A 24,789-nucleotide genomic window follows, 5' to 3' on the forward strand; every position below is an offset into this window, starting at 1 on the left:
GGGGACAGCAGCGATGCACCCGCTCTCCGGCCACGGCCCCACCCAGCAGGACCGCGCCGACTTCGAGTACGCCCTCGGCCGGGCCCTCGCCGACCCCGCCGTACGCGCCGCCCTGGCCGGCGACGCCCCGCAGGCCGCCCGGCTGCGCGCGCTGGCCCGGCAGCACACCGCGGAGATCCTCGCCGCCGCCGAACCCGAGTACCTGACGTACCGCCGGCTCCGCGACGCCGCACCCGACCGGCAGCTCCCCGCCGCCGCCCCGACGACCGGCTGTCCGGCTGGTTCGGCGCGCTGGCGCTGGTGGTGCCGATCGTCACCGGCAGCGCCGCCGCCGTGTTCTTCCTGCTCGGCGCCGTCATCGGCCCGTCCCGACCGCACCACGCCCTCGCCGACGCGCTGCGCACCGCCGCCTGGTCCACCGTCGCCGCGGCCGTCGCCAGCGCGCTGATCGGCCTGCTCGGCCTGCTGTTCAGCGCCGCCCGCCAGCGCACCGCCCCGCCCGGCGACCCGCAGCACGCCCAGGACCTGGCCGCCGCCCGCACCGCCTGGCGCACCGCCCTGCTGCACCGCGGCCTGGTCCCGTTCCTGCTCGCCGGGCTGCACGCGGCCGACGCCGGGCGCGACGCCTGACGCTCCATCAACTCCGCTCCCGGACCGGTTAGTTCCACTTCGATCGGCTGCCGGGTGCGCCGGTAGCATGCCCGGTCGGCCGCCGCACGGCCGACCGGACCCTGTGCCCGCGAGGAGAAAGCCCGGACGATGGACGTACGACTCCCCACCCCCGCGCCGCCCGCGGGCTGCCCCGCCCACGGCGCCCGGGTGCCGCTGTACGGGCCCGAGTTCGCCGCCGACCCGCAGGCCTACTACGCCCACCTGCGGACCTTCGGGCCGGCCGCACCGGTGGAGCTCGCGCCCGGCGTCGAGGCCACCCTGGTCACCGACTACGCCACCGCGCTGCGCCTGCTCCAGGACCCGGCGACCTTCCGCAAGGACCCGCGCCGCTGGCGGGCCCTGTCCGAGGGCCGGATCCCCGCCGACAGCCCGGTGCTGCCGCTGCTCGGCCCGCGCCCCAACTGCATGTTCACCGACGGCGCCGAGCACCTGCGGCTGCGCCGCGCGGTCACCGACTGCATGGCCCGGATCGACCCGCGCCGCCTCGCCCGCACCACCCGGCAGGTCTCCGACTTCCTGATCTCCCGGTTCGCCGAGCAGGGCTCCGCCGACCTGCTGGCCGCCTACGCCCGGCAGCTGCCACTGTTCGTCTTCAACGAACTGTTCGGCTGCACCGCCGAGATCGGCGACCGGGTGCTGTTCGGCATCTCCGGCATGTTCGACGGGGTGAACGCCGAACAGGCCGCCCAGGTGCTGTTCGGCGCCGTCGGCGAACTCGTCGCCCTCAAGCGGTCCCGGCCCGGCGACGACGTCACCTCCTGGCTGATGGCCCATCATCAGCGGTTGAACGACGAGGAGATGGTCCACCAGCTGGCCCTGCTGCTGGGCGCCGGGGCCGAGCCGCTCGGCAACCTGATCGGCAACACCCTGCACCGCCGGCTCACCGACGACGCCTACCTCAAGGCCGGCGGCCTCACCGACGAGGCGATCGACGACACCCTGTGGGACAACCCGCCGATCACCAACCTGGCACCGCACTACCCCGTCACCGACCTGAACCTCGGCGGGCAGCGGGTCCGGGCCGGCGAGCTGGTGCTGGTCGGCTTCGCCGCCGCCAACACCGGCCCCGAACTGCGCGCCCGCCGCCAGGCCGGCAGCCGCGCCTACCTGTCGTGGAGCGCCGGACCGCACGCCTGCCCGTCCAAGGACCCGGCGCTGCACATCACCATGACCGCGCTGGACAACCTCTTCCAGCAGCTGCCCGACCTCGAACTGGCCGTTCCCGAAGCCTCGTTGAGCTGGCGGCCGGGCCCGTTCAACCGCGCCCTGGTCGCCCTCCCGGCCCGCTTCACCCCGGCCTCACCCAGCGCCGCCCCGGCCCCCGCCGCACCCACCGTGGCCACCGCGCCCGCGACGCCGGAAGTCCCGTCCGCGCCCGCCGGGAAGCCCGGCCGGTGGAGCCAGTTCCTCAGCTGGCTGACCGGCTGAACGCCTGTGTTCGAGACCGGTGCTGACCTCCCGTCACCGCCGGGCGAATACCCCCGTGCAAGTGTTCGTACGCGTCCACTAGCATTCCCCGCGCCCACCGGGCGGCGTTCGTCCGGAACGCCGCCGGGGGCTCCAAGGGGAGATCACCACGTTGAACAGAACTCCGGCCGCACGCATCCGTGCGGCCCTCGCCTCGGCCGTCACGGCCGGCCTCGCCCTGCTCACCGTCGCCACGCCCGCGCACGCGGCCGGCGGCGCCCCGACGACGCCGACCGACCTGTACAACGACTACCAGGCGTGCTCCACCGACCAGGCCCGGCCGTACTACGGCACCGGCCGCGCGGGGATCACCGTCGAAGGAATCCCGGGCCACACCGACTCCGGTGTCCAGTGGGTCACCGCGCAGTACCGCGCCTGGCCGCTCTCCGACCCGACCCAGGTCGTCACCGCCGAGCGCCCGTACTCGACCGTCGGCAACGAGGCGGTCGCCACCATCGGCGGCTACAACAACCCGCTGCGCGACGGCGAGACCTACGCCTGGCAGGCACGGACCCTCGACCCGGCCGGCGGCGCCGCCTCCGACTGGACGGCCCCCTGCTACGTCGCCACCGACGACACCTTCCCCGACGCCGAGCCGACCGTCAGCTCGCCCAACTACCCGGCGGGGCAGGCCAACCAGGGCGGCGCCCCGATCACCCTGAACTTCGGCGCCAACGGCGTGAGCGACCTCGCCGGCTACGCGTTCACCTGGTCCGGCTCGTTCCCGATCGCCGGCGGCGCGACCATCGGCGACCACGGCATCCCGGTCTACCACGACCCGTTCGAGACCAGCCCGAACTACTTCGTCCGGGCGACCTCGCTCGGCGGCCCGGCCACCGTCAGCGTGATCCCGCCGAACAACAGCGGCTTCCTGATGCTGCGGGTGGCCGGCCTGGACCGCTCGCTCAACATGGGCCCGGCCACCACCTACTACATCTCGGTCAAGCGGGACGCCCCGACCGTCACCAAGGTCTCCAACTCGCCGCAGTACGGCAAGGACGCGACCTTCAAGCTCACCCCCGACCCGGGCGTGCAGGCCGTGAGCCCGGTCGTCAGCTACACCGTCCGCCACCTCGGCCAGACCCAGACGGAGACCACCGTCCCGGCCTCGGCCGCCGGCATCGCCGAGCTGAAGGTCACCCTGAACAGCCCGTACGGCGAGTCCCTGCTCGTCACCTCCACCAGCGCCAACGGCTGGGTCAGCCAGCAGGAGTGGTGGCGCACCGACGGCGACGCCGCCGCGCCGACCGTCACCTCCGACGTCTACCCCGAGGACGCCGCGGGCGGCGGCGTGGGCGTGCCCGGCACCTTCACCTTCGCCCCGAAGCTCAAGGGCGCCGTCAGCTACACCTACTCCTTCAACTGGAGTGCGGAGACCACCGTCCCGGCCGGCGGCCGCGGCGAGGCGAAGATCTCCTGGACCCCGACCGAGAGCGGCTGGTACGCCCTCGAAGTCCACGGCACCACCAAGGACGGCCTGCAGACGCCCCCGGCGTACTACTACTTCACCGTCAACTGACCCACCCCGAACCCCCGGAGGGACGCCCGCGCGCGTCCCTCCGGGACCGGAGACGGATCTCCGCGATCCGGTGCCGGGTCGAGCGGCGTAGAGATCCTTCGTGCAGAGTCGAGCAACAATGCCCCGTTCCCCGAAGGAGCCGGCGATGGCCAGCAGTTCCGCGCCCACCCCGCCGGCGCCGTCCGCCCCCCGCACCGCCCGCGGCCTCCACGCCCTGCTTACCCCGGGCCCGGCCGCCGGCCCGCTCACCCTCCACCTCCTCGGCTGGGCCCGGAGCCTGGACGCCGCCGAACGCGCCCTCCGCGACAGCGCCGCCACCGCGACCGACCCGCGGACGGTCGGCCGCGCCGCCGCCCTGCTGACGGCCGCCGAGGCCGCCACCGTCCTCGCCGCCCGCGACGCCGGGTCCGGCACCACCCTCGCCGTGGTCTCCGCCCTGGTCCCGGGCCTGGCCGCCGAAGCGACCGCCGCCCTCGGCCACCCCGTCGCCCCCGCCCCGCGCACGGAACGCCTCCGCGCCACCCTGGTCGCCCAATTCTCGCGACTGGTCAGCGGATTCGCCCCGCACCCCGGCAACCCCCTGCGGACACTCCCCCGGCTGGTCACCGACCCGGTCCTCACCACCGCCGATCCGGAGGTCCAGCAGCTCGCCAAGTCCGCCCTGGCCGCCGCCGACGAACTCCACCGCCGCATCGCCGAGTTCCCCACCGGCCCGAGCGCCCGCCGCCTCGCCGCCGCCTACGAGACCCTCTACGCCACCGCCGCCTGCCTCACCCTGCTGCCCCCGACCCGCTCCGCCTGCACGCCGCCCTCCGCGCCCTCCTGCTCCGCCTCCTCCCCCTCCTCGACGAACCCGCTCCCTCCTCGCCCCGCACCCCGCCGAGGAACTCCTCGCCACCCACCTCGCCACCGGAGCCCCCCTGCTCCCGCTCTCCACACTCTGACGGGAAGCACGAAAAAGCCCCAGGTCAGTGACCTGGGGCTTTCTGCTGGAGCGGGCGACGAGAATCGAACTCGCGCTCTAAGCTTGGGAAGCTCATGTTCTACCATTAAACTACGCCCGCAGCTGACGGGCCGTCAGGGACGGCTCGATCAAGGACCACTGTACCCCATCGGGTGGGGCGCGAGGTGCAGGGTTTCGGGGGGCGGCGAGCCTCTCCGGGTGGTGTCCGGTAGATCCCCTAATGTGACGCTGTCGGCGGAACTGTGGGAAGGGGACCGATGGAGCAGCGCACCGTGGTTCGTTGTGCCGAGGGGCATGTGTTCAGTACGGCGGCGTTTCCGATGCAGCAGTTGCAGGCGGGGCGGCTGGGGCCGGGGCGGTTGTTGAGGTGCCCCGGGTGCGGGCGGTTGCGGAGTTCGGTGCCGGCGGAGCTGTCGGAGCTCTCGGCCTCCCGACCGGCCCGCGAGTCGCGGCGGTAGCAGGCCCGGCCGCCCGCCCGCGCGGGTGATCGGCCTGGTCCGAGGGGCGGGCGCTTTTGGGCGCCCGCCCCTCGGCACGTACCCTCGGGGGCGTGCTGCTCTCTGACAACGACATCCGCGCCGAGATCGACAAGGGGCGGGTCGTCATCGACCCGTTCGATCCGTCGATGGTTCAGCCGTCGAGCATCGACGTCCGACTGGACCGGTTCTTCCGGGTCTTCGAGAACCACCGCTACCCGCACATCGACCCCTCCGAGGAGCAGCCGGACCTGACCCGGCTGGTCGAGCCGGAGGGCGACGACGCGTTCATCCTGCACCCGGGCGAGTTCGTGCTGGCCTCCACCTACGAGGTGATCACGCTCCCGGACGACGTGGCCTCGCGCCTGGAGGGCAAGTCCAGCCTGGGCCGGCTCGGCCTGCTGACGCACTCGACGGCCGGCTTCATCGACCCCGGCTTCAGCGGCCACGTGACGCTGGAGCTGTCGAACGTGGCGACGCTGCCGATCAAGCTCTACCCGGGCATGAAGATCGGCCAGCTGTGCCTGTTCCGGCTCTCCTCGCCGTCCGAGCACCCGTACGGCTCCGAGCGCTACGGCTCCCGCTACCAGGGCCAGCGCGGCCCGACGCCGTCCCGCTCGTTCCTGAACTTCCACCGCACCCAGGTCTGATCCGCCTCGGCAGGGCGCACGGAGCGCACGGACACCACGAGGGCCGGCCCCGCAGGACGGGGCCGGCCCTTCTTCATGCCCGGGCTGTCTTCATCCCCTGACCGCCCGAACTCCGCCCGGGCTCGGGCCTCAGGCGCGCTTGGGGCTGGTCCGGGCGACCAGCACGGTGCCGTCCTCGGAGAGCGTCAACTCGGTGCGGAGCTCGGCGAGTTCGCCCAGCCGGTGGAGGTGGGTGCCGCCGCAGGGGATCTCCGCGGCGCCGTCCGGCAGTTCGGCGTGCCAGCGGCGGCGGGCGGTCAGCTCCGGGCCGGGGACGTCGATCCGGACGGCCGCGTCGGCGGCGACCCAGGCGGCGAGGCGGGCGTTGACGTCCTCGGTGAGGGCGGGCAGCGCCTCGGCGAGGGCCGGGTACTCCTCGGTGGCGTCGACCGTGAAGCCCTTCTTCTTCAGCGACTTGCCGATCCGGTAGGTGTCGGTGCTGGCCTCGGTGTCCATCACCGAGGTGTCCATGGCGAGGCTGTCGAAGTCGGGGTGGCCGAAGGCGTCGGCGCGGCCCGGGTCCTTGCGCCAGCGCGGGGCGAGCGCCGCGTTCAGGGCGAGCGCCAGCAGGTGGCAGCCGGTGTGCGCGGCGGACAGCAGGCCGCGGCGGTCGGCGTCGACGGCCAGCTCGGCGGTGCGGCCGACGGCCTCCGCCCCGAGCGCGCCGGCGGGCAGCACGTGCAGCACCAGCCAGGCCCAGTCCTCGTCGCCGCGCCGGACCGGGATGTCCGCCCCGGCCGCGAACTCGCCGTCCGGGCCCTGCGCGCCGGTGAGGCAGTCGACGACGGGGTGCGCGACGCCGTCCACGGTCAGGGTGCCGAGGTCGGCGGGCTGGTCGGGCCAGGTGTGGTCGACGGGGTGGAACGGAGTGGCCCCGGTGACCACGGCGGTGCGCCCGTCCGGCAGGGCGTGCACGGCGAGGATCGGCGAAGCGCCGGTCACCGCCCCGGCCGGGAAGCTGACGTGGGTGGTGGGCAGGCTCATGCGCGGACTCCGGACGGGATCTGAGGGTGGGCCGAACACCCCACCCTACAAAAATCCCACCATGCGGACGCCCGGAGCCCGGCCTCTGCCACATCGGCCCGGCGTGGGCCGCTTGCGCGTCAGCCCAGCGTGGGCAGCTTGATCAGCACCAGCAGCGCGAGCAGCTGCACCGCCGCCGCACCGGCCGCCTTGCCCCACGGCAGGTCGTGGACGCGCCGCACCAGGATGGTCAGCAGCACCGCGCAGCCCACCCAGGTCGCCCAGCCGACGGCCTGCACCACCAGGTTGTCGGCGGGCAGGAACAGCGCGAGCAGCAGCCGCGGGGCGTCGGTGGTCCAGCTGACCAGCACGGCCAGACCGACCGTCGACCGCCACGGGCCGTCGCCGCCGAACTGCCGGGCCAGCACGTGGGTGACGGCGCTCAGGACGCCGCCGGCCACCGTGAAGCCGATCGCGGCCCCGGCGATCGCCCACAGCGCGACCGCGAAGGTGGAGTGCACCACCTGGTCGTAGGTGCTGTCGAGGGCGAACACCGCGAGCACGCCGTACAGCAGCGACACGCACAGCGCGGGCAGCCAGACCTGGTGGTCGCGCATCCGGTCGAAGGTGGCGCTGGGGCTGCGGTAGATCCCGGTGAGCAGCTCCCGCCAGGGCAGCCGGGGCCCGCCGAGGTGCGGCGCGGCCTGCCCGCCGGCCCGGTAGACGGCGACGTTGTCCTCGGCCGGGTAGCCGGGCCCGGGGTGGCCGTCCTGCTCGTACTGCGGCGGGTAGTAGCCGTCGCCGCCCGCGTACGGCTCGCCGTAGGCCCCGCCCTCGTAGGGCGCGCCCGGGTACGGCTCCTCCCCGTACGGCTGCTCGCCGACCGCGAAGGCCTTGGTGTGACCGGGCTGGTCGCCGTAGCGGTCGCCGGGGTGCGCCGGCGGGGCCGGGTAGCCGGGCGTCGGGGCGGTGAAGTACTCGGGGGCGCCGGTGGGCGTGCCGCGGTACGGGTCGCCCTGGGGGGTGCCCGGTCGGGGTGCCGTCCAGCCGTGCCGGGGGTCGGCACCCCGTCCGTCGTCGTGTCGATTGCCAGCCACGCCTCGACGGTACCCGCAAGGGCTGACCCCTCGTCGGGTGATCATGATGGCGGGACCGGATTGCAGCCGTCCTGTGACGCGGCCGCCCGGAGGGTCGGTCAGCCGATGACGCGGGTGCCGGGCGCGTGCACCGCGGCGGCGTTGGTCAGGCCGGCCTCGCAGCCGCCGGGGCCGGCGGACAGGCGCACCGCGCCGACCGGCAGGCGGGTGCCGCAGGCGATCCGCAGGCCGTTGGAGAGCTCGTTCTCGGCCTCCAGCACGGCGCCGTCGCCGATCACCACGCCGTCCAGCGAGCAGCGCTCACCGATCTCGGCGAAGGCGCCGACGATGGAGTCCTTCACGTACGCGCCGGCCTTGATCCGGGCGCCCTGGAGCACCACGCTGCCCTCGACGATGGCGCCGGCGGCGATCTCGGCGTCCGCGGCGACCACGGTGCCGGAGCCCAGCACGGCGGCCTGGTCGACGTGCGAGCCGGCCAGCAGCAGGGCCTCGCCGGTCGGGCCGGGGACGGCCGGGGAGTCGACCTTGCCGAGCACCAGGTCGGCGGAGCCGCGGACGAACGCGGCGGGGGTGCCGAGGTCCAGCCAGTACGAGGTGTCGACGACGCCGCGCAGCAGGGCGCCGGTGGCGAGCAGCTCGGGGAAGGTCTCGCGCTCGACGGAGACCTCGCGGCCGGTCGGGATGCGGTCGATCACCGAACGGGTGAAGACGTAGCAGCCGGCGTTGATCTGGTCGGTGACGATCTGCTCGGGCGTCTCGGGCTTCTCCAGGAACGCCAGCACCCGGCCGTCCTCGTCGGTCGGGACCAGACCGAAGGCGCGCGGGTCGGCCACCCGGGTGAGGTGCAGGGTGACGTCGGCGCCGGAGGCGGTGTGCTCGTCGCGCAGCGCGGCGATGTCCAGGCCGGACAGGATGTCGCCGTTGAAGATCAGCACCGGCTCCTCCGGGCCGCAGGTCAGGCCGGCGGCGGCGTTGCGGATGGCGCCGCCGGTGCCCAGCGGCTCGTCCTCGGTGAGGTAGACCAGTTCGAGGCCGTAGGGGCTGCCGTCCTTGAAGTGGTCGACGAACACGTCGGCCAGGTACGAGGTGGCGAGGACCACCCGGGTGACGCCGGCCGCGGCGGCACGGGCCAGCTGGTGCGCGATGAACGGAACACCGGCCACGGGCAGCATGGGCTTCGGCGTGTGCGTGGTCAACGGGCGCAGCCGGGTGCCCTTGCCGCCGACCAACATGATCGCCTCGGTCATGTCCTATCTCCCCTGGTCAGATTCCGGCGGCCCGGCTCGACAGGGTCCGGTGCGCTCGCTCGGTGACTGTGTCGGGCCAGCATCAGGTGGCCAACGACGGAACCGGTTCTTTACCCGGTCCCGCCGCATACTCTATTTGCTCGAACAGCGTGTCAAACCCACCGCCCCTGGTCGGGCAGGTGTGCGGCCGGAAGCGCCCGGACCCCGGAGCCGCAACGGGCGTCCGGGGTCCGGGGAGCTGTGGGCGTCAGGCCTGGACCGGCTCCGCGTCCTCCGCGGGCACGGCCTTGACGGACTCCAGCAGCAGCTGGGCGACGTCGACGACCTTCAGGTGCTCCTTGGCGGCGCCCTCGTTCTTCCGGCCGTTGACCGAGTCGGAGAGCATCACCAGGCAGAACGGGCACGCGGTGGAGACGATGTCCGGGTTGAGGGACAGCGCCTCGTCGACGCGCTCGTTGTTGATCCGCTTGCCGATCCGCTCCTCCATCCACATCCGCGCGCCGCCGGCGCCGCAGCAGAAGCCGCGCTCCTTGTGGCGGTGCATCTCCTCGTTGCGCAGGCCGGGCACCTTGCCGATGATCTCGCGCGGCGGGGTGTAGACCTTGTTGTGGCGGCCGAGGTAGCACGGGTCGTGGTAGGTGATCAGGCCTTCCACCGGGTTGACCGGCAGCAGCTTGCCCTCGTCGATCAGGTGCTGCAGCAGCTGGGTGTGGTGGATGACCTCGAAGTGCCCGCCGAGCTGCGGGTACTCGTTGGCGATGGTGTTGAAGCAGTGCGGGCAGGTGGCGACGATCCGCTTGGTCGGCGCGTCCTCCAGCGCGGCGTTCAGGGTCTCGACGTTCTGCGCGCCGAGCATCTGGAACAGGAACTCGTTGCCGAGGCGGCGCGGGGAGTCACCGGTGCAGGTCTCCTCCTTGCCGAGGATCGCGAACTTGACGCCCGCGGTGTGCAGCAGCTCGGCGAAGGCCTTGGTGGTCTTCTTCGCCCGGTCCTCCAGGGCGCCGGCGCAGCCGACCCAGTACAGGTACTCGACCTCGGCGGGGTCGATGTCCTCGCCGATCACCGGCACCTCGATGCCGGTCTCCTTCTTCAGCTCCTTGACCCAGTCCAGGCGCGCCTTGGTGGCCAGGCCCCACGGGTTGCCCTTGTTCTCCAGGTTCTTGAGCATCGTCCCGGCCTCGGTCGGGAAGTTGCTCTCGATCATCACCTGGTAGCGGCGCATGTCGACGATGTGGTCGATGTGCTCGATGTCCACCGGGCACTGCTCGACGCAGGCGCCGCAGGTGGTGCAGGACCACAGCACGTCCGGGTCGATGACGCCGCCCTCTTCGGCGGTGCCGATCAGCGGGCGCTCGGCCTCGGCGAGGGCCGCGGCGGGGACGTCCTTGAGCTGCTCGGAGGTCGCCTTCTCCTCGCCCTCCATGTCCTTGCCGCCGCCGGCGAGCAGGTACGGGGCCTTGGCGAAGGCGTGCTCGCGCAGGCTCATGATCAGCAGCTTGGGCGACAGCGGCTTGCCGGTGTTCCACGCGGGGCACTGCGACTGGCAGCGGCCGCACTCGGTGCAGGTGGAGAAGTCGAGGATGCCCTTCCAGGAGAAGTGCTCGACCTGCGAGACGCCGAACACCGCGTCGTCGGCCGGGTCCTCGAAGTCGATCGGGGCGCCGTTGCTGGTCATCGGGCGCAGGGCGCCCAGCGCGGTGCCGCCGTCCTCCTCGCGCTTGAAGTAGATGTTGAAGAAGCCCAGGAAGCGGTGCCAGGCGACACCCATCGACGGGTTGACGCCGATGGTGATGGCCCACGCGAACGAGATGCAGATCTTCAGCATCGCGAACAGGTAGATCAGGTTGACCAGGGTGCCGTGGGCGGTGCCCTCGAACGCGGCGACGATCGGGTACGAGATCAGGTACGTCGGGTCGTAGGAGGTGACGCCTTCGAGGGCGCCCTCCAGGCCGCGCAGCATCATGATGCAGATGCCGATGCCGAGGATCGTGTACTCGACGTAGAACGCCTGCCAGGCGATCGAGCCGGCGAACCGGGACTTGCGGCCGGCCCGGGAGGGCAGGCTGAGCAGCCGGATCACGATCAGGACGGCGATGCCCAGCGTGGTCAGGGTGCCGATCAGCTCGACGAAGACGTTCCACACCAGCCAGTGGCCGATGATCGGCAGCGCGAACTCGGCGTCGAAGAGCTGGCCGAACGCGTTGACCAGGGTGAGCACCAGCGAGAAGAAGCCGACCGCGACGAACCAGTGCGCGACGCCGACCACGCCCCACCGGTTCATCCGGGTGTGGCCGAGGAACTCCTTGGCCACGGTGGCCACGCGCTGCGCGGGCTGCCCGAATCGGGTGCTGTCGGCGGAGCCGGTGCGCACCACCTTGTAGATGTACAGCGCCGCCCGGGCGGCGAGCGCGGTGCCGATCACAAAGGTGACCAGCGAGATGACGATCGCTGCTAGCTGCATCGGCTCTCCGTCTCCAGCGGCTTTGGTCCGAAGTCTTCCCCAGAGTGTACTGGTCGGTAACTTTCAGGGTCGACGCGCCGGACATTACCGCGCGTTAACACCCAGCCAGAAGATGTTCAAGGTATGGCGGCAGTCACTAAGCCCAGACTCACCCGCCCGGAGCACCCCCTGACCCCGCTCGGAACGGCCGGGCGACATAAGGGCTCAGTAAAGTTGAGCGAGGCAGACTCAAAGGTGTTGACGCTTCCCGGTCGGTCATGCATCCTTGAGCCTGTACTGCTCAACTTCTCCCCGGAGGTATTCACGATGGCACGCGCGGTCGGCATCGACCTCGGTACGACGAACTCCGTCGTCAGTGTTCTTGAGGGCGGTGAGCCCACGGTCATCACCAACGCCGAGGGCGCTCGGACCACGCCGTCCGTCGTCGCCTTCGCCAAGAACGGCGAGGTGCTCGTCGGCGAGGTCGCCAAGCGCCAGGCGGTCACCAACGTCGACCGGACCATCCGTTCGGTCAAGCGCCACATGGGCACCGACTGGAAGATCGGCATCGACGGCAAGGACTTCACGCCGCAGCAGATCTCCGCCTTCGTCCTGCAGAAGCTCAAGCGGGACGCCGAGGCCTACCTGGGCGAGACGGTCACCGACGCCGTCATCACCGTCCCGGCGTACTTCAACGACTCCGAGCGCCAGGCCACCAAGGAGGCCGGCGAGATCGCGGGCCTGAACGTCCTGCGCATCGTCAACGAGCCGACCGCCGCCGCCCTGGCCTACGGCCTGGACAAGGACGACCAGACCATCCTGGTCTTCGACCTCGGTGGCGGCACCTTCGACGTCTCCCTGCTGGAGATCGGCGACGGCGTGGTCGAGGTCAAGGCCACCAACGGCGACAACCACCTCGGCGGCGACGACTGGGACCAGCGCGTCGTCGACCACCTGGTGAAGGTCTTCCAGGCCGGCCACGGCGTCGACCTGTCCAAGGACAAGATGGCCGTCCAGCGCCTCCGCGAGGCCGCCGAGAAGGCCAAGATCGAGCTGTCCTCCTCCTCGGAGACCTCGATCAACCTGCCCTACATCACGGCCTCCGCCGAGGGCCCGCTGCACCTGGACGAGAAGCTCACCCGCTCGCAGTTCCAGCAGCTCACCGCCGACCTGCTGGACCGCTGCAAGGTCCCGTTCCACAACGTCATCAAGGACGCCGGCATCCAGCTGTCCGAGATCGACCACGTGGTCCTGGTCGGCGGCTCGACCCGCATGCCGGCCGTCGCCGAGCTCGTCAAGGAGCTGACCGGCGGCAAGGACGCCAACAAGGGCGTCAACCCGGACGAGGTCGTCGCCATCGGCGCCTCCCTGCAGGCCGGTGTGCTGAAGGGCGAGGTCAAGGACGTCCTGCTGCTCGACGTCACCCCGCTGTCCCTGGGCATCGAGACCAAGGGCGGCATCATGACGAAGCTCATCGAGCGCAACACCACGATCCCGACCAAGCGCTCCGAGATCTTCACCACCGCCGAGGACAACCAGCCCTCCGTGCAGATCCAGGTCTACCAGGGCGAGCGCGAGATCGCGGCGTACAACAAGAAGCTCGGCATGTTCGAGCTGACCGGCCTGCCGCCGGCCCCCCGCGGCCTGCCGCAGATCGAGGTCACCTTCGACATCGACGCCAACGGCATCATGCACGTGGCCGCGAAGGACCTCGGCACCGGCAAGGAGCAGAAGATGACCGTCACCGGCGGCTCCTCGCTGCCGAAGGACGAGGTCAACCGCATGCGCGAGGAGGCCGAGCGCTACGCGGAGGAGGACACCAAGCGCCGCGAGGCCGTGGAGACCCGCAACCAGGGCGAGCAGCTCGTCTACTCGACCGAGAAGTTCATCGCCGACAACGCCGACAAGCTCCCGGCCGACGTCAAGACCGAGGTCGAGACCGCCATCGGCGAGCTCAAGGAAGCCCTCAAGGGCGAGGACATCGCGGCCATCCGCACCGCCACCGAGAAGGTCTCCACCACCGCCCAGAAGCTCGGCGCGGCGCTGTACGCGCAGGCCGACGGCGCGGGCGCGGCCACCGGTGCGGCCGGTGCCGGCGAGGCCGGCGCCAAGGACGACGACGTGGTCGACGCCGAGATCGTCGACGACGAGAAGCCCAAGGGCGGTGCGGCATGACGGAGAAGCCGCAGGGCGAGCAGCCCGGCGACGACTCCGCCGCCGAGGAAGCCGTGCTGAAGGCCGCCGAAGAGGCTGTCTCGGGCGCGGGTGCCGACGAGCTGGCCGCCGCCAAGCGCGAGGCCGGCGAGCGCACCGCCGACCTGCAGCGCCTCCAGGCGGAGTACCAGAACTACCGCAAGCGGGTCGAGCGCGACCGGGCCACCGTCCGCGAGATCGCGGTCTCCAACATCGTGGAGTCGCTGATCCCGGTGCTGGACGACATCGGCCGCGCCCGCGAGCACGGCGAGGTGACGGGCGGCTTCAAGTCCGTCGCCGAGTCGCTGGAGACGGTCGTCGCCAAGCTCGGGCTGCAGCAGTTCGGCAAGGAGGGCGAGCCCTTCGACCCGACCATCCACGAGGCGCTGATGCACAGCTACTCGTCGGACGTCACGGAGGACACCTGCGTGCAGATCCTCCAGCCCGGGTACCGGATCGGCGAGCGGATCATCCGCCCGGCGATGGTCGCGGTCGCGGAGCCCCAGCCGGGCACCCAGACCACCGGCGAACCGGACGGCGACAAGGCTGACGGCTCGTCCGACAGCTGAGTGGAGTTCCCGTGCGCTGCGGAGTCGTACGTCGTCCAGTACGACGGCCGGCTCCGCAGCGCCGTATCCCGGGCTCTTCACAACAGCCCTCATCACCAACAGACTTCAGGATTACGGGAGGTGGCGGTCAAAGGCCATGAGCGCTAAGGACTACGTGGAGAAGGACTACTACAAGGTCCTCGGCGTGCCCAAGGACGCCACCGCCGCCGAGATCAAGAAGACGTACCGGAAGCTGGCACGCGAGTTCCACCCGGACGCCAACAAGGGCGACACCAAGGCCGAGGAGCGGTTCAAGGACATCTCCGAGGCGTACGACGTCCTCTCCGACGAGAAGCGCCGCAAGGAGTACGACGAGGCCCGCTCGCTGTTCGCGGGCGGCGGCTTCCGGCCCGGCGGCGCGGGCGGCGCCGGCGGATTCGACTTCGGCGACCTGTTCAGCGGCGGCGGCGCGACCGGCGGCGGCGGGCTCGGCGACGTGTTCGGCGGCCTGTTCAACCGCGGCGGCCGGCAGACCGCGCAGCCGCGCCGCGGCGCGGACGTCGAGACCGAGGTCACCCTGAACTTCGAGGAGGCCGTGGACGGCGCGACCGTGCCGCTGCGGATGACCTCCCAGGCCGCCTGCCGCGCCTGCGCCGGCACCGGCGCCAAGGCCGGCACCACCCCCCGGGTCTGCCCGACCTGCGTCGGCGCCGGCACCGTCAGCCGCGGCCAGGGCGCGTTCGCGCTCTCCGAGCCGTGCCGGGACTGCAAGGGCCGCGGCATGATCGTCGACGACCCGTGCACCGTCTGCCACGGCAGCGGCCGGGCCGCCTCGGCCCGCACCATGCAGGTCCGCATCCCCGCCGGTGTGCAGGACAGCCAGCGGATCCGGCTCAAGGGCAAGGGCGCCCAGGGCGAGCGCGGCGGCCAGCCCGGCGACCTGTACGTCACCGTGCACGTCGACCCGCACCCGGTGTTCGGGCGCAAGGGCGACAACCTCACCGTGACGGTGCCGGTCAGCTTCCCCGAGGCCGCGCTCGGCGGCACCATCGAGGTGCCGACCCTGAACGGCCCGGCCGTGAAGCTCAAGCTGCCCCCGGGCAGCGCCAACGGCCTGACCATGCGGGCCCGCGGCAAGGGCGCCACCCGCAAGGACGGCACCCGCGGCGACCTGCTGGTCACCGTCGAGGTCGCCGTGCCGAAAGTCGTCAGCGGCGACGCACTGAGCGCACTGGAGCAGTACCGCGAGGCCACCGCCTCGGACGACCCGCGAGCCGCCCTCTTCAAGGCGGCGGAGGGAGCGTGAGATCCCGATGAGTCCACACCCCGACAGCCCGCACGGCACCGAGGGCCGGATCGGCGCCGGCATCGGCGAGGGCCTGCCCGGCTCCGGCCGCGGCCGCCCCGCCGGCCCGCCGACGTACGTGCTGACCGAGGACACCCCGGTCTACGTGATCTCGGTCGCCGCCGAACTGTCCGGGCTGCACCCGCAGACCCTCCGCCAGTACGACCGGCTCGGCCTGGTAAGCCCCGACCGCACCGCCGGCCGCGGCCGCCGCTACTCCGCCCGGGACATCCAGCAGCTGCGGGAGGTCCAGCGGCTCTCCCAGGACGAGGGCATCAACCTGGCCGGCATCAAGCGGATCATCGAACTGGAGAACCAGGTCGCCGCCCTGCAGTCCCGGGTGTCCGAGCTGGTGGACGCCCTGGAGGGCGCCGCCGCCACCCTCCAGCAGCGCGAGGCCGCCGTGCACGCCTCCTACCGCCGGGACCTGGTGCCGTACCAGCAGGTCCAGCAGTCCAGTGCGCTGGTGGTGTGGCGCCCGAAGCGCTGAGGCCGAGAGCCGCCGACATCCCTGCCCACCGGGGGGTATCGGCGGCTTTGCCATGATGAGAGAGTGCGTCTGGCGATCCGTCGGTGGTTCCCCCGGTGGCACGGCGGACCGTCTCGGGTGATCGCCGCCTAGGATCACCCCCACAAGAGGATCGTGGCGCCGTTCGAGCTAGGGGCAGGGGCAACAGATGGACAGGGCTGAAGTGCCAGGTCTCACCACCGCGGGCCTCGGTGTCGTGTCTGCCGAGGCCCGCGAACTCTACAAATCGATCCTCGGGACCGCCGGCCGCTCGTGCCCCGCCCGACCGGAGGACCAGCGCCCCGCGCCGCTCCAGGAACTGCTGGACATCGGCCTGCTGGTCCCGGACGTCAACGACCCCAAGGTGCTGATGGCGGTCGACCCGCAGCAACTGGCCGCCGGGCTGAGCGCCTCCTGGCAGCGCAGCGCCCTGGAGCTCCTGACCAGGGCCGCGAGCCTCCCCGCGGACCTCCAGGAGCTGAGCCAGGCGTACGGCGGCGGGCTGGCCGCCGACAAGACGGGCGGCATCGTCGAACACATCTCCGGAAAGGCCGAGATCAACCGGCGGTTGGCCGAATTCGGCCAGTCGGCCAACCACGAGGTGCTCAGCGCGCAGCCCGGCGGCGGTGCGCGCTCGTTCCCGCCGGCCACGGCGATCGCGCTGGACACCGGAATGCTCCGCCGGGGCGTCGCCCGGCGGACGATCTACCAGCCGAGCACCCGCTATTCGGCGCCGGTCCGCGAATACGTCGCGGCGGTGACCAGGGCGGGCGGTGAAGTGCGCACGCTCGGTGAGCCGTTCACCAGACTGATCGTCATCGACCGCAGAATCGCCATCATTCCGTTCGCCGACGACAACGAACGGGCGGCGGTCGTGCGGGACGAACCGGTGATCGCCTATCTGGTCAACACATTCGAGCTCTGCTGGGAGCGCGCGATTCCGTTCCTCGACGGAAACGACGTGCCGGTGGAGGTCGTCTCCCTGCTCCGACAGAACATCATCAGAATGCTGCTGCAGGGCGTGGGTCACCGCGTGATAGCCCGAAACCTGGGCCTCAGCGAACGGACGCTGGCACGGCACATCGCCGAACTGCGCGAGGAATACGACGCGGAGACGCTGTTTCAGCTGGGCTGGAAGCTGGCCGAGGGCCACCGCAGCAAGCCGATGATGGATGCGATGGATGCCGAGGGAGCCCTCGACTAGCGACGTCCGGCGATCATCACGTCCAAATGATGTCGGAAGTGAGGGACTGGACCTTCGGCAGCGGCAGTGGCGCCGAGGCGGCCTCCGCCGAGACCGGGTCCGGCTTCGAACCGGTCCAGATGATGTCGACCGCGTGGGCCGGGGCAGCCCCGAACACCACCGCTGTCAGCACTAGTGCGGCCGATGCCACGAAGTGGCGCGTCCTGCGCATTGGGACTCTCCTTCCCCCAAGCCGGTCCGACGAGTCGGGCCTGCTCCGGCGACCAGTCATATCAGCGTCCAGAGTACGACGGTCAGTCAAGCACACCTTGACTCCTACCAATTCACCGTCGACAACTCTCGCAGACCGCCGGGTCCTTGCCCAAGTGTTGCCCAGTGTCATCTCGCTGCCAGGCAGGGAGATGACACTGGGCACCAGTGGACGGCCGGGCCCCCCTACCGAGACGATCAGTCCACCATCGATCGGCAACGGCAAGTCCCGTGCACGGGGGAACCGCAGATGGCATGGGCGCGCCAATTTTGTCGAGACGATAGCGGATGCTCAGCAGCATTCCCAAACAACGAATGCCTGACCGGACCACACCCGGACCAGGCCTTTCCCCCGGAGTCGAAATGAGTGAGCCAGATCTGCGTCACCAGACGGTCAGCAGCAGTGAAGGCCGACGGGCACGGGTGTTCCTGGCCGCGCCCCTGATGCGGCTGACCGGGCCGGCCGACAGCGTGGTGACGCTGGCCAGCCGGACCAGGCTGACCACCCTGCGGAGCACCCTGCTGCGCAGCGGCGCCGCGGTGTACAGCGCCCACCACAGCGACGCGTGGACGGTGGCCGGGCGGGCCCCCGAGCCGCGGGTCCCCTCGGACTTCCGGGCGATGCAGAGCGCCGACCTGGTCTTCGCCTACATCGGCGCCCCGCTGTCGGCCGGCGTGAGCCTGGAGCTCGGCTGGGCGTCGGCGCTGCGCAAGCCGATCGTGCTGCTCGTCGACGAGGCGATCACCCACAACCCGCTGATCGCCACCATCGAGCAGGTCTCCCCCGTGCTGCCGCTGGTGTTCGACGACACCTGGTCGCAGGAGGCCCTGCACCACACCGTGGAGACCGCGCTGGACTGGGCCGGCATGGCGCTGTCGCTGCGCAGCGGCTTCTGGACCGCGCCCGGCGAGCAGTTCCCGCGCCCGCGCCGCGAGCACACCGGCCCGTACGGCTTCTGGTCCCCGGAGATCGCCACCGGCTGACGCCCGGTCAGTCCGACGCGCCGGCCCCGGGCGGGTGCTCGGCCCCCCGCATCTGCCAGCCCAGCTGGAACAGGGTCTCCGCGTCGTGCAGTTCGCGCAGCCGGGAGATGTGGCCCGCCACGGTCCGTTCGGACAGGCCGAGGCGGGTGGCGATCGAACGCTGCGTCAGCCCCTGGGCGAGCAGGCGGCCGACCTGCTCGTGGACCGGGACGACGCTCTCGCCGCCGTCGTCGGCCGTGCGCCACTGGACCCGCTCGGCCCGCTCCCAGTCCCGCTCGAACGCGGCGACCAGGAACCCCACCACGGCCGGGTCCTCCACCACCGCGGCACTGGAGTTGTCCGCCGACGCCGGGACGACGGCGACCCGCCGGTCGAAGACCAGCATCCGGCCGAACGGCTCGCTCAGCGTGCGGAACCGGCCTCCCCACGCGGTGACCGACTCCGCCCACCGCACCGTCGGCTCGTCCAGCAGCGCGGCCGGCTCGTAGACGGTGTGCAGCGAGGCCCCGGCCGCCAGGAAGTCGCGGGTGCGCTCCAGCGAGTCGGCCTGGAAGTCGCCCCGGCAGATCCGGCCCGGCCGCATGGCGAGGATCTCCTCGGTCGCCGTGCTCTCCAACTGCCGCACCCGCTCCCGGATCCGGTCGGTCCGCTCGACGTGCTGCACCACGCTGGAGCGGTCGGCGCGGCGCGGGGTGGCGTCGTAGGCGTGGGTGAGCTCCTCCAGCAGCGCCGGCATCTCCTCGGCGCGCAGCAGCATCCGGGTGCCCTCGGCGCGGAGTTCGGCGCTGATCCGGTCGCCGACCGTGCGCGGGTTGACCGCCGTCAGCGACTGGTCGGCGCCGTCGTGCACCAGCAGCCCGAGCTCCAGCAGCCGCAGCACCCCCGCCGGGTCCTGTTCGACCGCCTCGCGGAACGCCACCCGGCCGCCCTGGTCCAGGATCCGCTGGTACAGCCGGCGTTCCGAGGCGCTCGGCAGGGCGGCTCCGTTCGACTCGCTCACAGCTCCCACTCCTTCCGGGCCGGCCCCGGGCGGGCCCCGGCGGTCGGTTCCGATCGTCAATCCGGTGCTCCGCGCAGCTGCCAGCCGAGCTGGAACAGGGTCTCCGCATCGTAGAGCTCCCGCAGGCGGGCGATGTGGGCGGCCACGGTCCGCTCCGACAGGCCCAGCCGGGAGGCGATGGCGCGCTGGGTGAGGCCCTGCGCGAGCAGCGCGCCGACCTCCTTCGGGACGCCGGTGTCGCGCGGGCGGCCGGCCAGCGCGTGCCAGTCGATCCGGGCGGCGCGCGCCCAGTCGCGTTCGAACAGGTCGATCAGGGCGGCCAGCACGGCCGGGTCCTCGACGAAGGCCGCGTGGTTGTCGTCCGGCGAGGCGGAGATGATCGCGATCCGCCGGTCGAAGACCAGCATCCGCCGGAACGGCTCGTCCAGGACCCGGATCCGCTCGCCGCCGGCCGAGACCGTCGCGGCGTAGTCGACGGTGGGCGGGTCGGCGAGGGCGCCCGGCTGGTAGAGGGTGCGCAGGGCGATGCCGCGGTCGAGGAAGTCGAGCGAGCGCTGCAGCGCCTGCCGCATCTGGCCGATCGGGCGGGCGCCGCCGGGCTGCGCGGCGAGGGTCTCCTCGTGCATCTCGGACTCGATCTGCATGATGCGGTGCCGGATCTGCTGACGGTCGTTCACCCGCTCCACCGCGTGCGCCCGGTCGGGGCGGCGCGGCGCCAGGTCGTAGGCGTGCACCAGGTCCTCCAGCTGGGCCGAGGTCCGCTGGGAGTTCGCCAGCTTGCGGATCGCCGCCTCGCGCAGGTCGGCGCTCAGCCGGTCGGCCACCGCGCGGGGGTTGACGGCGCTGAGCGACTCGTCGACGGCGTGGTGGATCAGCAGGCCGATCTCGATCAGCCGCAGGGTGGCCTCGGGGTCCTGCTGCATCGCCTCACGGAACATCACCCGGCCGCCCTGCTCCAGCACTTGGCGGTACAGCGCCCGCTCGGCCTCGCTCGGCAGCCGGTCCGTCACCGCGCACCGTCCCGCATCAGCCAGCCGAGCTGGAACAGCGTCCCGGCGTCGTAGCGCTCGCGCAGCCGGGCGATGTGTTCGGCGACGGTGCGCTCGGAGACGCCGAGGCGGGAGGCGACGGCGCGCTGGGTGAGGCCCTGGGCGAGCAGCCGGGCGATCCGGTCGGCCGCCTCGGGGACGGCGCCGCCGGCGAGGTCGTGCCAGCGGACGCGTTCGGCCCGCTCCCAGTCGCGCAGGAACAGGGCCACCAGGTGGCCGACCACCGCGGGGTCCTCGATGAACGCGGCGGTGCGGTTGTCGGCGGACGCCGAGATGACGGCCACCTTGCGGTCGAAGATCAGCATTCGGGTGAAGTCCTCGTCCAGCGAGCGCAGCCGCATGCCCCAGCCGGTGGCGCGCACCGCGTAGTCGATCACCGCGGGGTCGGTGCTGCCGACCGGCTGGTAGAGGATGTCCATCCGGGCGCCGGCCGCCAGGGCCTGCTCGGTGCGGGCGCTCTTCTCCAGGTAGACGCTGGGGCGCCGGCCGGGCTGGGCGGCCAGGACCTCCTCGCGGAAGTCGGCCTCGATCTGGAGCAGCCGGTGCCGGATCCGGTCCACGTCCAGCACGTGGGTGATCGCCCGGGAGTTGTCGTCCGGCCGGGCGGCGCGGTCGTAGGCGTCGGTCAACGCGCCCAGTTCGGCAGGGAGTTGCTCGGCCTGGTCGAACAGCCGGGTGCCGGCCGTGCGGAGTTCCCGGCCGAGCCGGGCGCCGACCGAGCGCGGGTTCACCGCGGTGAGCCGTTCGCTCTCGTCGTGGTGGACGAGCAGCCCGAGGGCGAGCAGCCGCGCGGTGGCCGCCGGGTCCTGCTCCATCGCCTCCCGCACCAGGACCTGGCCGCCGGCCCGCAGCACGGCCAGGTACATCGCCTTCTCGGCGTGCGACGGCGGGCCGGGCACCGGAGCGGTCACCGCGCACCGTCCCGCATCAGCCAGCCGAGCTGGAACAGCGTCTCGGCGCCGTAGCGCTCGCGCAGCCGGGCGATGTGGGCGGCGACGGTGCGCTCCGACAGGCCCAGCCGGGTGGCGACGGCGCGCTGGGTCAGGCCGGTGGCGAGCAGTTCGCCGATCCGGCGTGCCGTCTCGGGCAGTTGGCGGCCCGTCAGGTCGTGCCACGGGACGCGGGCGGCGCGGGCGAAGTCGCGCTGGAAGACGGCGACCAGGTGGTCGACGACGACGGGGTCCTCGACGAAGGCGGCGACGGCGTTGTCGGCGGCCGCCGGGATGACCGCGACCCTGCGGTCGAAGATCAGCATCCGGGTGAACGGCTCGTCCAGGACCCGCACCCGCACGCCCCAATCGGTGGCCGCGGCGGCGTAGCAGGCGGTGTGCGCGGTGTCCCGGGAGACCGGCTGGTAGAGGACGTCGGCGGTGACGCCGCGGGCCAGCGCCTTGCGCATCCGGGAGTCGTCGTCGAGGAACTCCGGTGGGCGCGGCCCGGGTTGGGCGGCCAGGCCCTCCTCCCGGTACTCGTCCTCGATCACCAGCAGGCGGTGCTGGATCTGTTCGAGGCTGGCCACGTGGGTGATCCCGGGGCCGGGGCGGGCGCGGCGCTGTGCGGAGTCGTAGGACTCGGCCAGCTCGCCGAGGTCGCCGGCCACCCGGTCGGCCCGGGCGAGCAGGCCGGTGGCGTGCTCGCGCAGGGTGGCGCCGAGCCGGGCGCCGACGGTGCGCGGGTTGACGGCCGCCACCCAGCCGTCCACCTGGTAGTGCACCAGCAGGCCGAGTTCGAGCAGCCGGGCGGCCGCGGCGGCGTCCTGTTCCATCACCTCGCGGAGCGAGACCCGGCCGGCCCGCAGGACGGCGTGGAAGAGGGCCTTCTCGGTCTCGGTCGGCGGGGCGACGTCCGGTTCAGTCACCGCCCTCGCCTCCGCGCATCAGCCAGCCGAGCTGGAACAGCGTCTCGGCGCCGTGCTGGTCGCGCAGCCGGGAGATGTGGGCGGCGACGGTGCGCTCGGACAGGCCGAGGCGGGCGGCGACGGCGCGCTGGGTGAGGCCCTGGGCGAGCAGGCGGCCGATCTGGTCGGCGGCGGCGCGGGTGGGGGCGGTGTCGATCAGCAGGTCCCAGCGGACGCGTTCGGCGCGCGCCCAGTCGCGTTCGAAGCCGGCCACGATCATCGCGACGGTGGCGGGGTCGAGGATCAGCGCGGCCCGGGCGTGGTCCTCGGCGGCCGGGACCACGGCGGTGGTGCGGTCGAAGACCAGGGCGCGCTGGAACGGCTCGTCGAGCAGCCGGACCTCGCCGCCGGCCGCGGTGAGCGCCGCGGAGTAGCGGATCGCGGCGGGCTCGGCGAGCACGCCGGGCCGGTACAGGGTGCGGATCCGGCAGCCGCGCCGCAGCACCGGCAGTTCCTGGTGGAGCGAGGTCTCCAGGGCTGCGGGGGCGAGCGACCCGGGGTGCGCGGTGAGCGCCTCCTCGCGGCAGTCGGCGCCGAGTTGGGCGATCCGCTGGCGGATGTGTTCGAGGCCGACCATCTGGACGTCGCAGCTGACCGGCTCGATCGGCCGGGGGACGCTCTCGTACGCGGTGATCAGCGGTTCGAGGTGGGCGGGCAGCCGCTCGGCGCGGTTGAGCAGGCGGGCGGCCTCGGTGTTCATCTCGGCGCCGAGGGTCTCGGCCACGAAGCGCGGGTCGACGGCCAGGTAGGCGCCGTCGAGGCCGTCGGAGACCAGCAGGCCGGTGCGGAGCAGTTCGGCGAGGGCGGCCTGCCGGTCGGCGACCAGGTCGGCGGCGATCCGGCCGCCGGCCTCCAGGACGTCCAGGTAGAGGCGCTGCGCCGGGTCGTCGACCGGCGCGGGCACGGGGGCGGGGTCAGCCACGTCCGCCGCCTCTCATCAGCCAGCCGAGCTGGAACAGGGTCTGGGCGTTGTGCAGTTCGCGCAGCCGGGAGATGTGGCCGGCGACGGTGCGCTCGGACAGGCCGAGCCGGGTGGCGACGGCGCGCTGGGTGAGGCCCTGGGCGAGCATCCGGCCGACCCGGTGGGTGACGGTGCGGGTGAGGGTGCGGCCGTCCAGGCTGTGCCAGTGGACCTGGTCGGCGCGCGCCCAGTCGCGTTCGAAGCCGGCCACCAGGTAGGCGATGGCCGCGGGGTCCTCGACGAACGCGGCGCGGCTGTGGTCGTCGGCGGCGGGGATCACCGCGATCCGCCGGTCGATGACGATCATGCGCAGGAACGGCTCGTCCAGGACGCGGAGTTGGGCGCCCTGTTCGGCCATCGCGGTGGCGTGCCGGACGGCGCTGTCCTCGGTGAGCGCGACCGGCTGGTAGAGGGTGCGCATGGTGCCGCCCCGACGGAGCATCAACTGGTCCTGGGTGTGCGCGAGTTCGAGCACCCCGGGCGGGCGGAGACCGGGCTGGGCGCTGAGCAGTTCGAGCCGGCAGTCGGAGACCAGCTGGGCGATCCGGAGCCGGATGCTCTCCTGACCGTCCACGTAGACCGCCTGCCGGGCCCGGTCGGCGGGCCGGGGGACGGCGTCGTAGGCGCGGGCCAGCGGGTCGAGGGCGGCGGGCAGCCGGTCGGCGTCCAGCAGCAGGCGGGTGGCCTGGGCGCGCATGTCGGCGCCGAGGCGCTCGGCGACCGCGCGCGGGCTGACCGCGACGTAGCAGCCGTCGATCCGGTTGGGCAGCACCAGTCCGACGGCCACCAGCTGTTCCAGCAGGGCCTGTTGGCGCTCCGGTGCGAGGTCGGTGCCGGGCAGCGCCGGGTTCTCCAGCGGGATCCGGCCGCCGGCGGTCAGGATGGCCAGGTACAGCCTGGCGGCGTCGTCCTCCGGCAGCGTGTCGTCCGGGTCGGACTTCGGGTGGTCCGCAGCCACGTCGAGCTCTCCCTGCCGTGTTCCTCCGTTGCGGACGATGATCTCAGCAGGGCCGTCCGGCTCGACGGCGGGAGCCCCCGCGGACGGGCGTGTCCCCCGGGGCGGACGCCGAAGCGTCCGGCTCCCGGAGGACCCGCTCGTGTCACGCCAAGCGTCAAGGCGCTTTCGGCGAGGCGGAGCAGCAACGCCTCACCGATACCGGGCCCGGCAGCCATCACCACACATGGCGTCCGGGTCGGTGCTCTTCCCCCCGTTGCGCAGATACGAACGCACCTGTCGCCCCCACGCGAAGAGCAAGTCGCCGACTCGGGCTGCGGCGGCCCGGGACGACTTGACGTGTCTACACCTTCACAGCGCGG

20 protein-coding genes, 1 tRNA gene and 1 pseudogene are annotated in these 24,789 nt (G+C 72.6%); 10 read left to right on the forward strand and 12 right to left on the reverse strand.

The window, feature by feature from the left end; genetic code table 11:
- The first annotated feature begins 300 nt into the window (after window positions 1-300).
- The 3 genes from KCH_RS18070 (at window position 301) to KCH_RS18080 (ending at window position 3,658) form a co-directional block, all read left to right on the forward strand.
- The gene (locus tag KCH_RS18070; protein ID WP_035864258.1) at window positions 301-630 is read left to right on the forward strand and encodes a hypothetical protein; all 330 of its coding nucleotides are present in this window, start codon (window positions 301-303) and stop codon (window positions 628-630) included.
- A gap of 129 nt (window positions 631-759) precedes the next feature.
- Complete coding sequence (locus KCH_RS18075; protein WP_035864260.1) at window positions 760-2,100, forward strand: cytochrome P450; 1,341 nt, start codon at window positions 760-762, stop codon at window positions 2,098-2,100.
- 151 nt (window positions 2,101-2,251) lie between these two features.
- Complete coding sequence (locus KCH_RS18080; RefSeq protein WP_035864262.1) at window positions 2,252-3,658, forward strand: hypothetical protein; 1,407 nt, start codon at window positions 2,252-2,254, stop codon at window positions 3,656-3,658.
- Window positions 3,659-4,648: 990 nt separating this feature from the next.
- On the opposite strand, the gene KCH_RS18090 is transcribed toward KCH_RS18080, so the two are convergent.
- A tRNA-Gly gene (locus KCH_RS18090) sits at window positions 4,649-4,722 on the reverse strand.
- A gap of 450 nt (window positions 4,723-5,172) precedes the next feature.
- On the opposite strand from KCH_RS18090, the gene dcd reads away from it, so the two are divergent.
- Window positions 5,173-5,748, forward strand: coding sequence for a dCTP deaminase (dcd, locus tag KCH_RS18100; RefSeq protein WP_035864267.1), 576 nt, complete (start codon window positions 5,173-5,175; stop codon window positions 5,746-5,748).
- Window positions 5,749-5,877: 129 nt separating this feature from the next.
- Here the strand turns inward: dcd and KCH_RS18105 are convergent, their stop codons facing one another.
- From KCH_RS18105 to KCH_RS18120, 4 genes and pseudogenes are all read right to left on the reverse strand, one after another.
- On the reverse strand, window positions 5,878-6,771 hold the full coding sequence (locus tag KCH_RS18105) for an alanyl-tRNA editing protein (RefSeq protein ID WP_035864269.1): 894 nt from the start codon (window positions 6,769-6,771) through the stop codon (window positions 5,878-5,880).
- A gap of 119 nt (window positions 6,772-6,890) precedes the next feature.
- Window positions 6,891-7,847, reverse strand: coding sequence for a Yip1 family protein (locus KCH_RS37405; protein WP_051653183.1), 957 nt, complete (start codon window positions 7,845-7,847; stop codon window positions 6,891-6,893).
- A 173-nt stretch (window positions 7,848-8,020) separates the two neighbouring features.
- Window positions 8,021-9,094, reverse strand: a pseudogene (manB, locus tag KCH_RS18115) (mannose-1-phosphate guanylyltransferase); the annotation flags it as partial.
- Window positions 9,095-9,341: 247 nt separating this feature from the next.
- Window positions 9,342-11,555, reverse strand: a complete 2,214-nt coding sequence (locus KCH_RS18120; RefSeq protein ID WP_035864270.1) for a (Fe-S)-binding protein — start codon at window positions 11,553-11,555, stop codon at window positions 9,342-9,344.
- 306 nt (window positions 11,556-11,861) lie between these two features.
- Between KCH_RS18120 and dnaK the strand changes: the two genes are divergently transcribed.
- The 5 genes from dnaK to KCH_RS37410 all read left to right on the forward strand — a co-directional run bounded on the left by dnaK (window position 11,862) and on the right by KCH_RS37410 (window position 17,332).
- Window positions 11,862-13,709: a molecular chaperone DnaK gene (gene dnaK / locus KCH_RS18125; protein WP_035864272.1), complete on the forward strand. Its 1,848-nt coding sequence runs from the start codon at window positions 11,862-11,864 to the stop codon at window positions 13,707-13,709.
- The gene (grpE, locus tag KCH_RS18130; RefSeq protein ID WP_035864274.1) at window positions 13,706-14,296 is read left to right on the forward strand and encodes a nucleotide exchange factor GrpE; all 591 of its coding nucleotides are present in this window, start codon (window positions 13,706-13,708) and stop codon (window positions 14,294-14,296) included. Before dnaK ends, grpE begins: the two co-directional genes overlap by 4 nt.
- A 136-nt stretch (window positions 14,297-14,432) precedes the next feature.
- Window positions 14,433-15,581: a molecular chaperone DnaJ gene (dnaJ, locus tag KCH_RS18135; protein WP_035864276.1), complete on the forward strand. Its 1,149-nt coding sequence runs from the start codon at window positions 14,433-14,435 to the stop codon at window positions 15,579-15,581.
- 7 nt (window positions 15,582-15,588) lie between these two features.
- Window positions 15,589-16,110, forward strand: coding sequence for a heat shock protein transcriptional repressor HspR (locus KCH_RS18140; RefSeq protein ID WP_244305361.1), 522 nt, complete (start codon window positions 15,589-15,591; stop codon window positions 16,108-16,110).
- A 187-nt stretch (window positions 16,111-16,297) separates the two neighbouring features.
- Window positions 16,298-17,332, forward strand: a complete 1,035-nt coding sequence (locus KCH_RS37410) for a helix-turn-helix domain-containing protein (protein ID WP_157032095.1) — start codon at window positions 16,298-16,300, stop codon at window positions 17,330-17,332.
- A 16-nt stretch (window positions 17,333-17,348) separates the two neighbouring features.
- On the opposite strand, the gene KCH_RS18150 is transcribed toward KCH_RS37410, so the two are convergent.
- Window positions 17,349-17,543 carry a hypothetical protein gene (locus KCH_RS18150; RefSeq protein WP_035864279.1) on the reverse strand — a complete coding sequence of 65 codons (195 nt, stop codon included), beginning with the start codon at window positions 17,541-17,543 and terminating at the stop codon, window positions 17,349-17,351.
- A gap of 401 nt (window positions 17,544-17,944) precedes the next feature.
- Here KCH_RS18150 and KCH_RS37415 point away from each other — a divergent pair, with 401 nt between their 5' ends.
- Complete coding sequence (locus tag KCH_RS37415) at window positions 17,945-18,565, forward strand: TIR domain-containing protein (RefSeq protein ID WP_157032096.1); 621 nt, start codon at window positions 17,945-17,947, stop codon at window positions 18,563-18,565.
- A 7-nt stretch (window positions 18,566-18,572) separates the two neighbouring features.
- On the opposite strand, the gene KCH_RS37420 is transcribed toward KCH_RS37415, so the two are convergent.
- The 6 genes from KCH_RS37420 to KCH_RS18185 are packed head-to-tail and all read right to left on the reverse strand — an operon-like array spanning window position 18,573 to window position 24,430.
- On the reverse strand, window positions 18,573-19,565 hold the full coding sequence (locus KCH_RS37420; RefSeq protein WP_051653186.1) for a LuxR C-terminal-related transcriptional regulator: 993 nt from the start codon (window positions 19,563-19,565) through the stop codon (window positions 18,573-18,575).
- 56 nt (window positions 19,566-19,621) lie between these two features.
- Window positions 19,622-20,575, reverse strand: a complete 954-nt coding sequence (locus KCH_RS18165) for a LuxR C-terminal-related transcriptional regulator (protein ID WP_035864280.1) — start codon at window positions 20,573-20,575, stop codon at window positions 19,622-19,624.
- On the reverse strand, window positions 20,572-21,525 hold the full coding sequence (locus KCH_RS18170) for a helix-turn-helix domain-containing protein (protein WP_035864282.1): 954 nt from the start codon (window positions 21,523-21,525) through the stop codon (window positions 20,572-20,574). Before KCH_RS18170 ends, KCH_RS18165 begins: the two co-directional genes overlap by 4 nt.
- A complete protein-coding gene (locus tag KCH_RS37425; RefSeq protein ID WP_051653187.1) occupies window positions 21,522-22,472 on the reverse strand; it encodes a LuxR C-terminal-related transcriptional regulator in 951 nt (316 codons plus the stop codon). The genes KCH_RS18170 and KCH_RS37425 overlap by 4 nt, the downstream gene beginning before the upstream one ends.
- On the reverse strand, window positions 22,465-23,433 hold the full coding sequence (locus KCH_RS46080) for a helix-turn-helix domain-containing protein (RefSeq protein ID WP_157032097.1): 969 nt from the start codon (window positions 23,431-23,433) through the stop codon (window positions 22,465-22,467). Before KCH_RS46080 ends, KCH_RS37425 begins: the two co-directional genes overlap by 8 nt.
- Window positions 23,426-24,430 (reverse strand): LuxR C-terminal-related transcriptional regulator, encoded by a 1,005-nt coding sequence (locus tag KCH_RS18185; RefSeq protein ID WP_035864286.1) that lies wholly within the window; start codon window positions 24,428-24,430, stop codon window positions 23,426-23,428. Before KCH_RS18185 ends, KCH_RS46080 begins: the two co-directional genes overlap by 8 nt.
- Between the last annotated feature and the right edge of the window lie 359 nt (window positions 24,431-24,789).

Origin of the sequence: Kitasatospora cheerisanensis KCTC 2395, from assembly GCF_000696185.1 — a bacterium.
GTDB classification, from domain to species: domain Bacteria; phylum Actinomycetota; class Actinomycetes; order Streptomycetales; family Streptomycetaceae; genus Kitasatospora; species Kitasatospora cheerisanensis.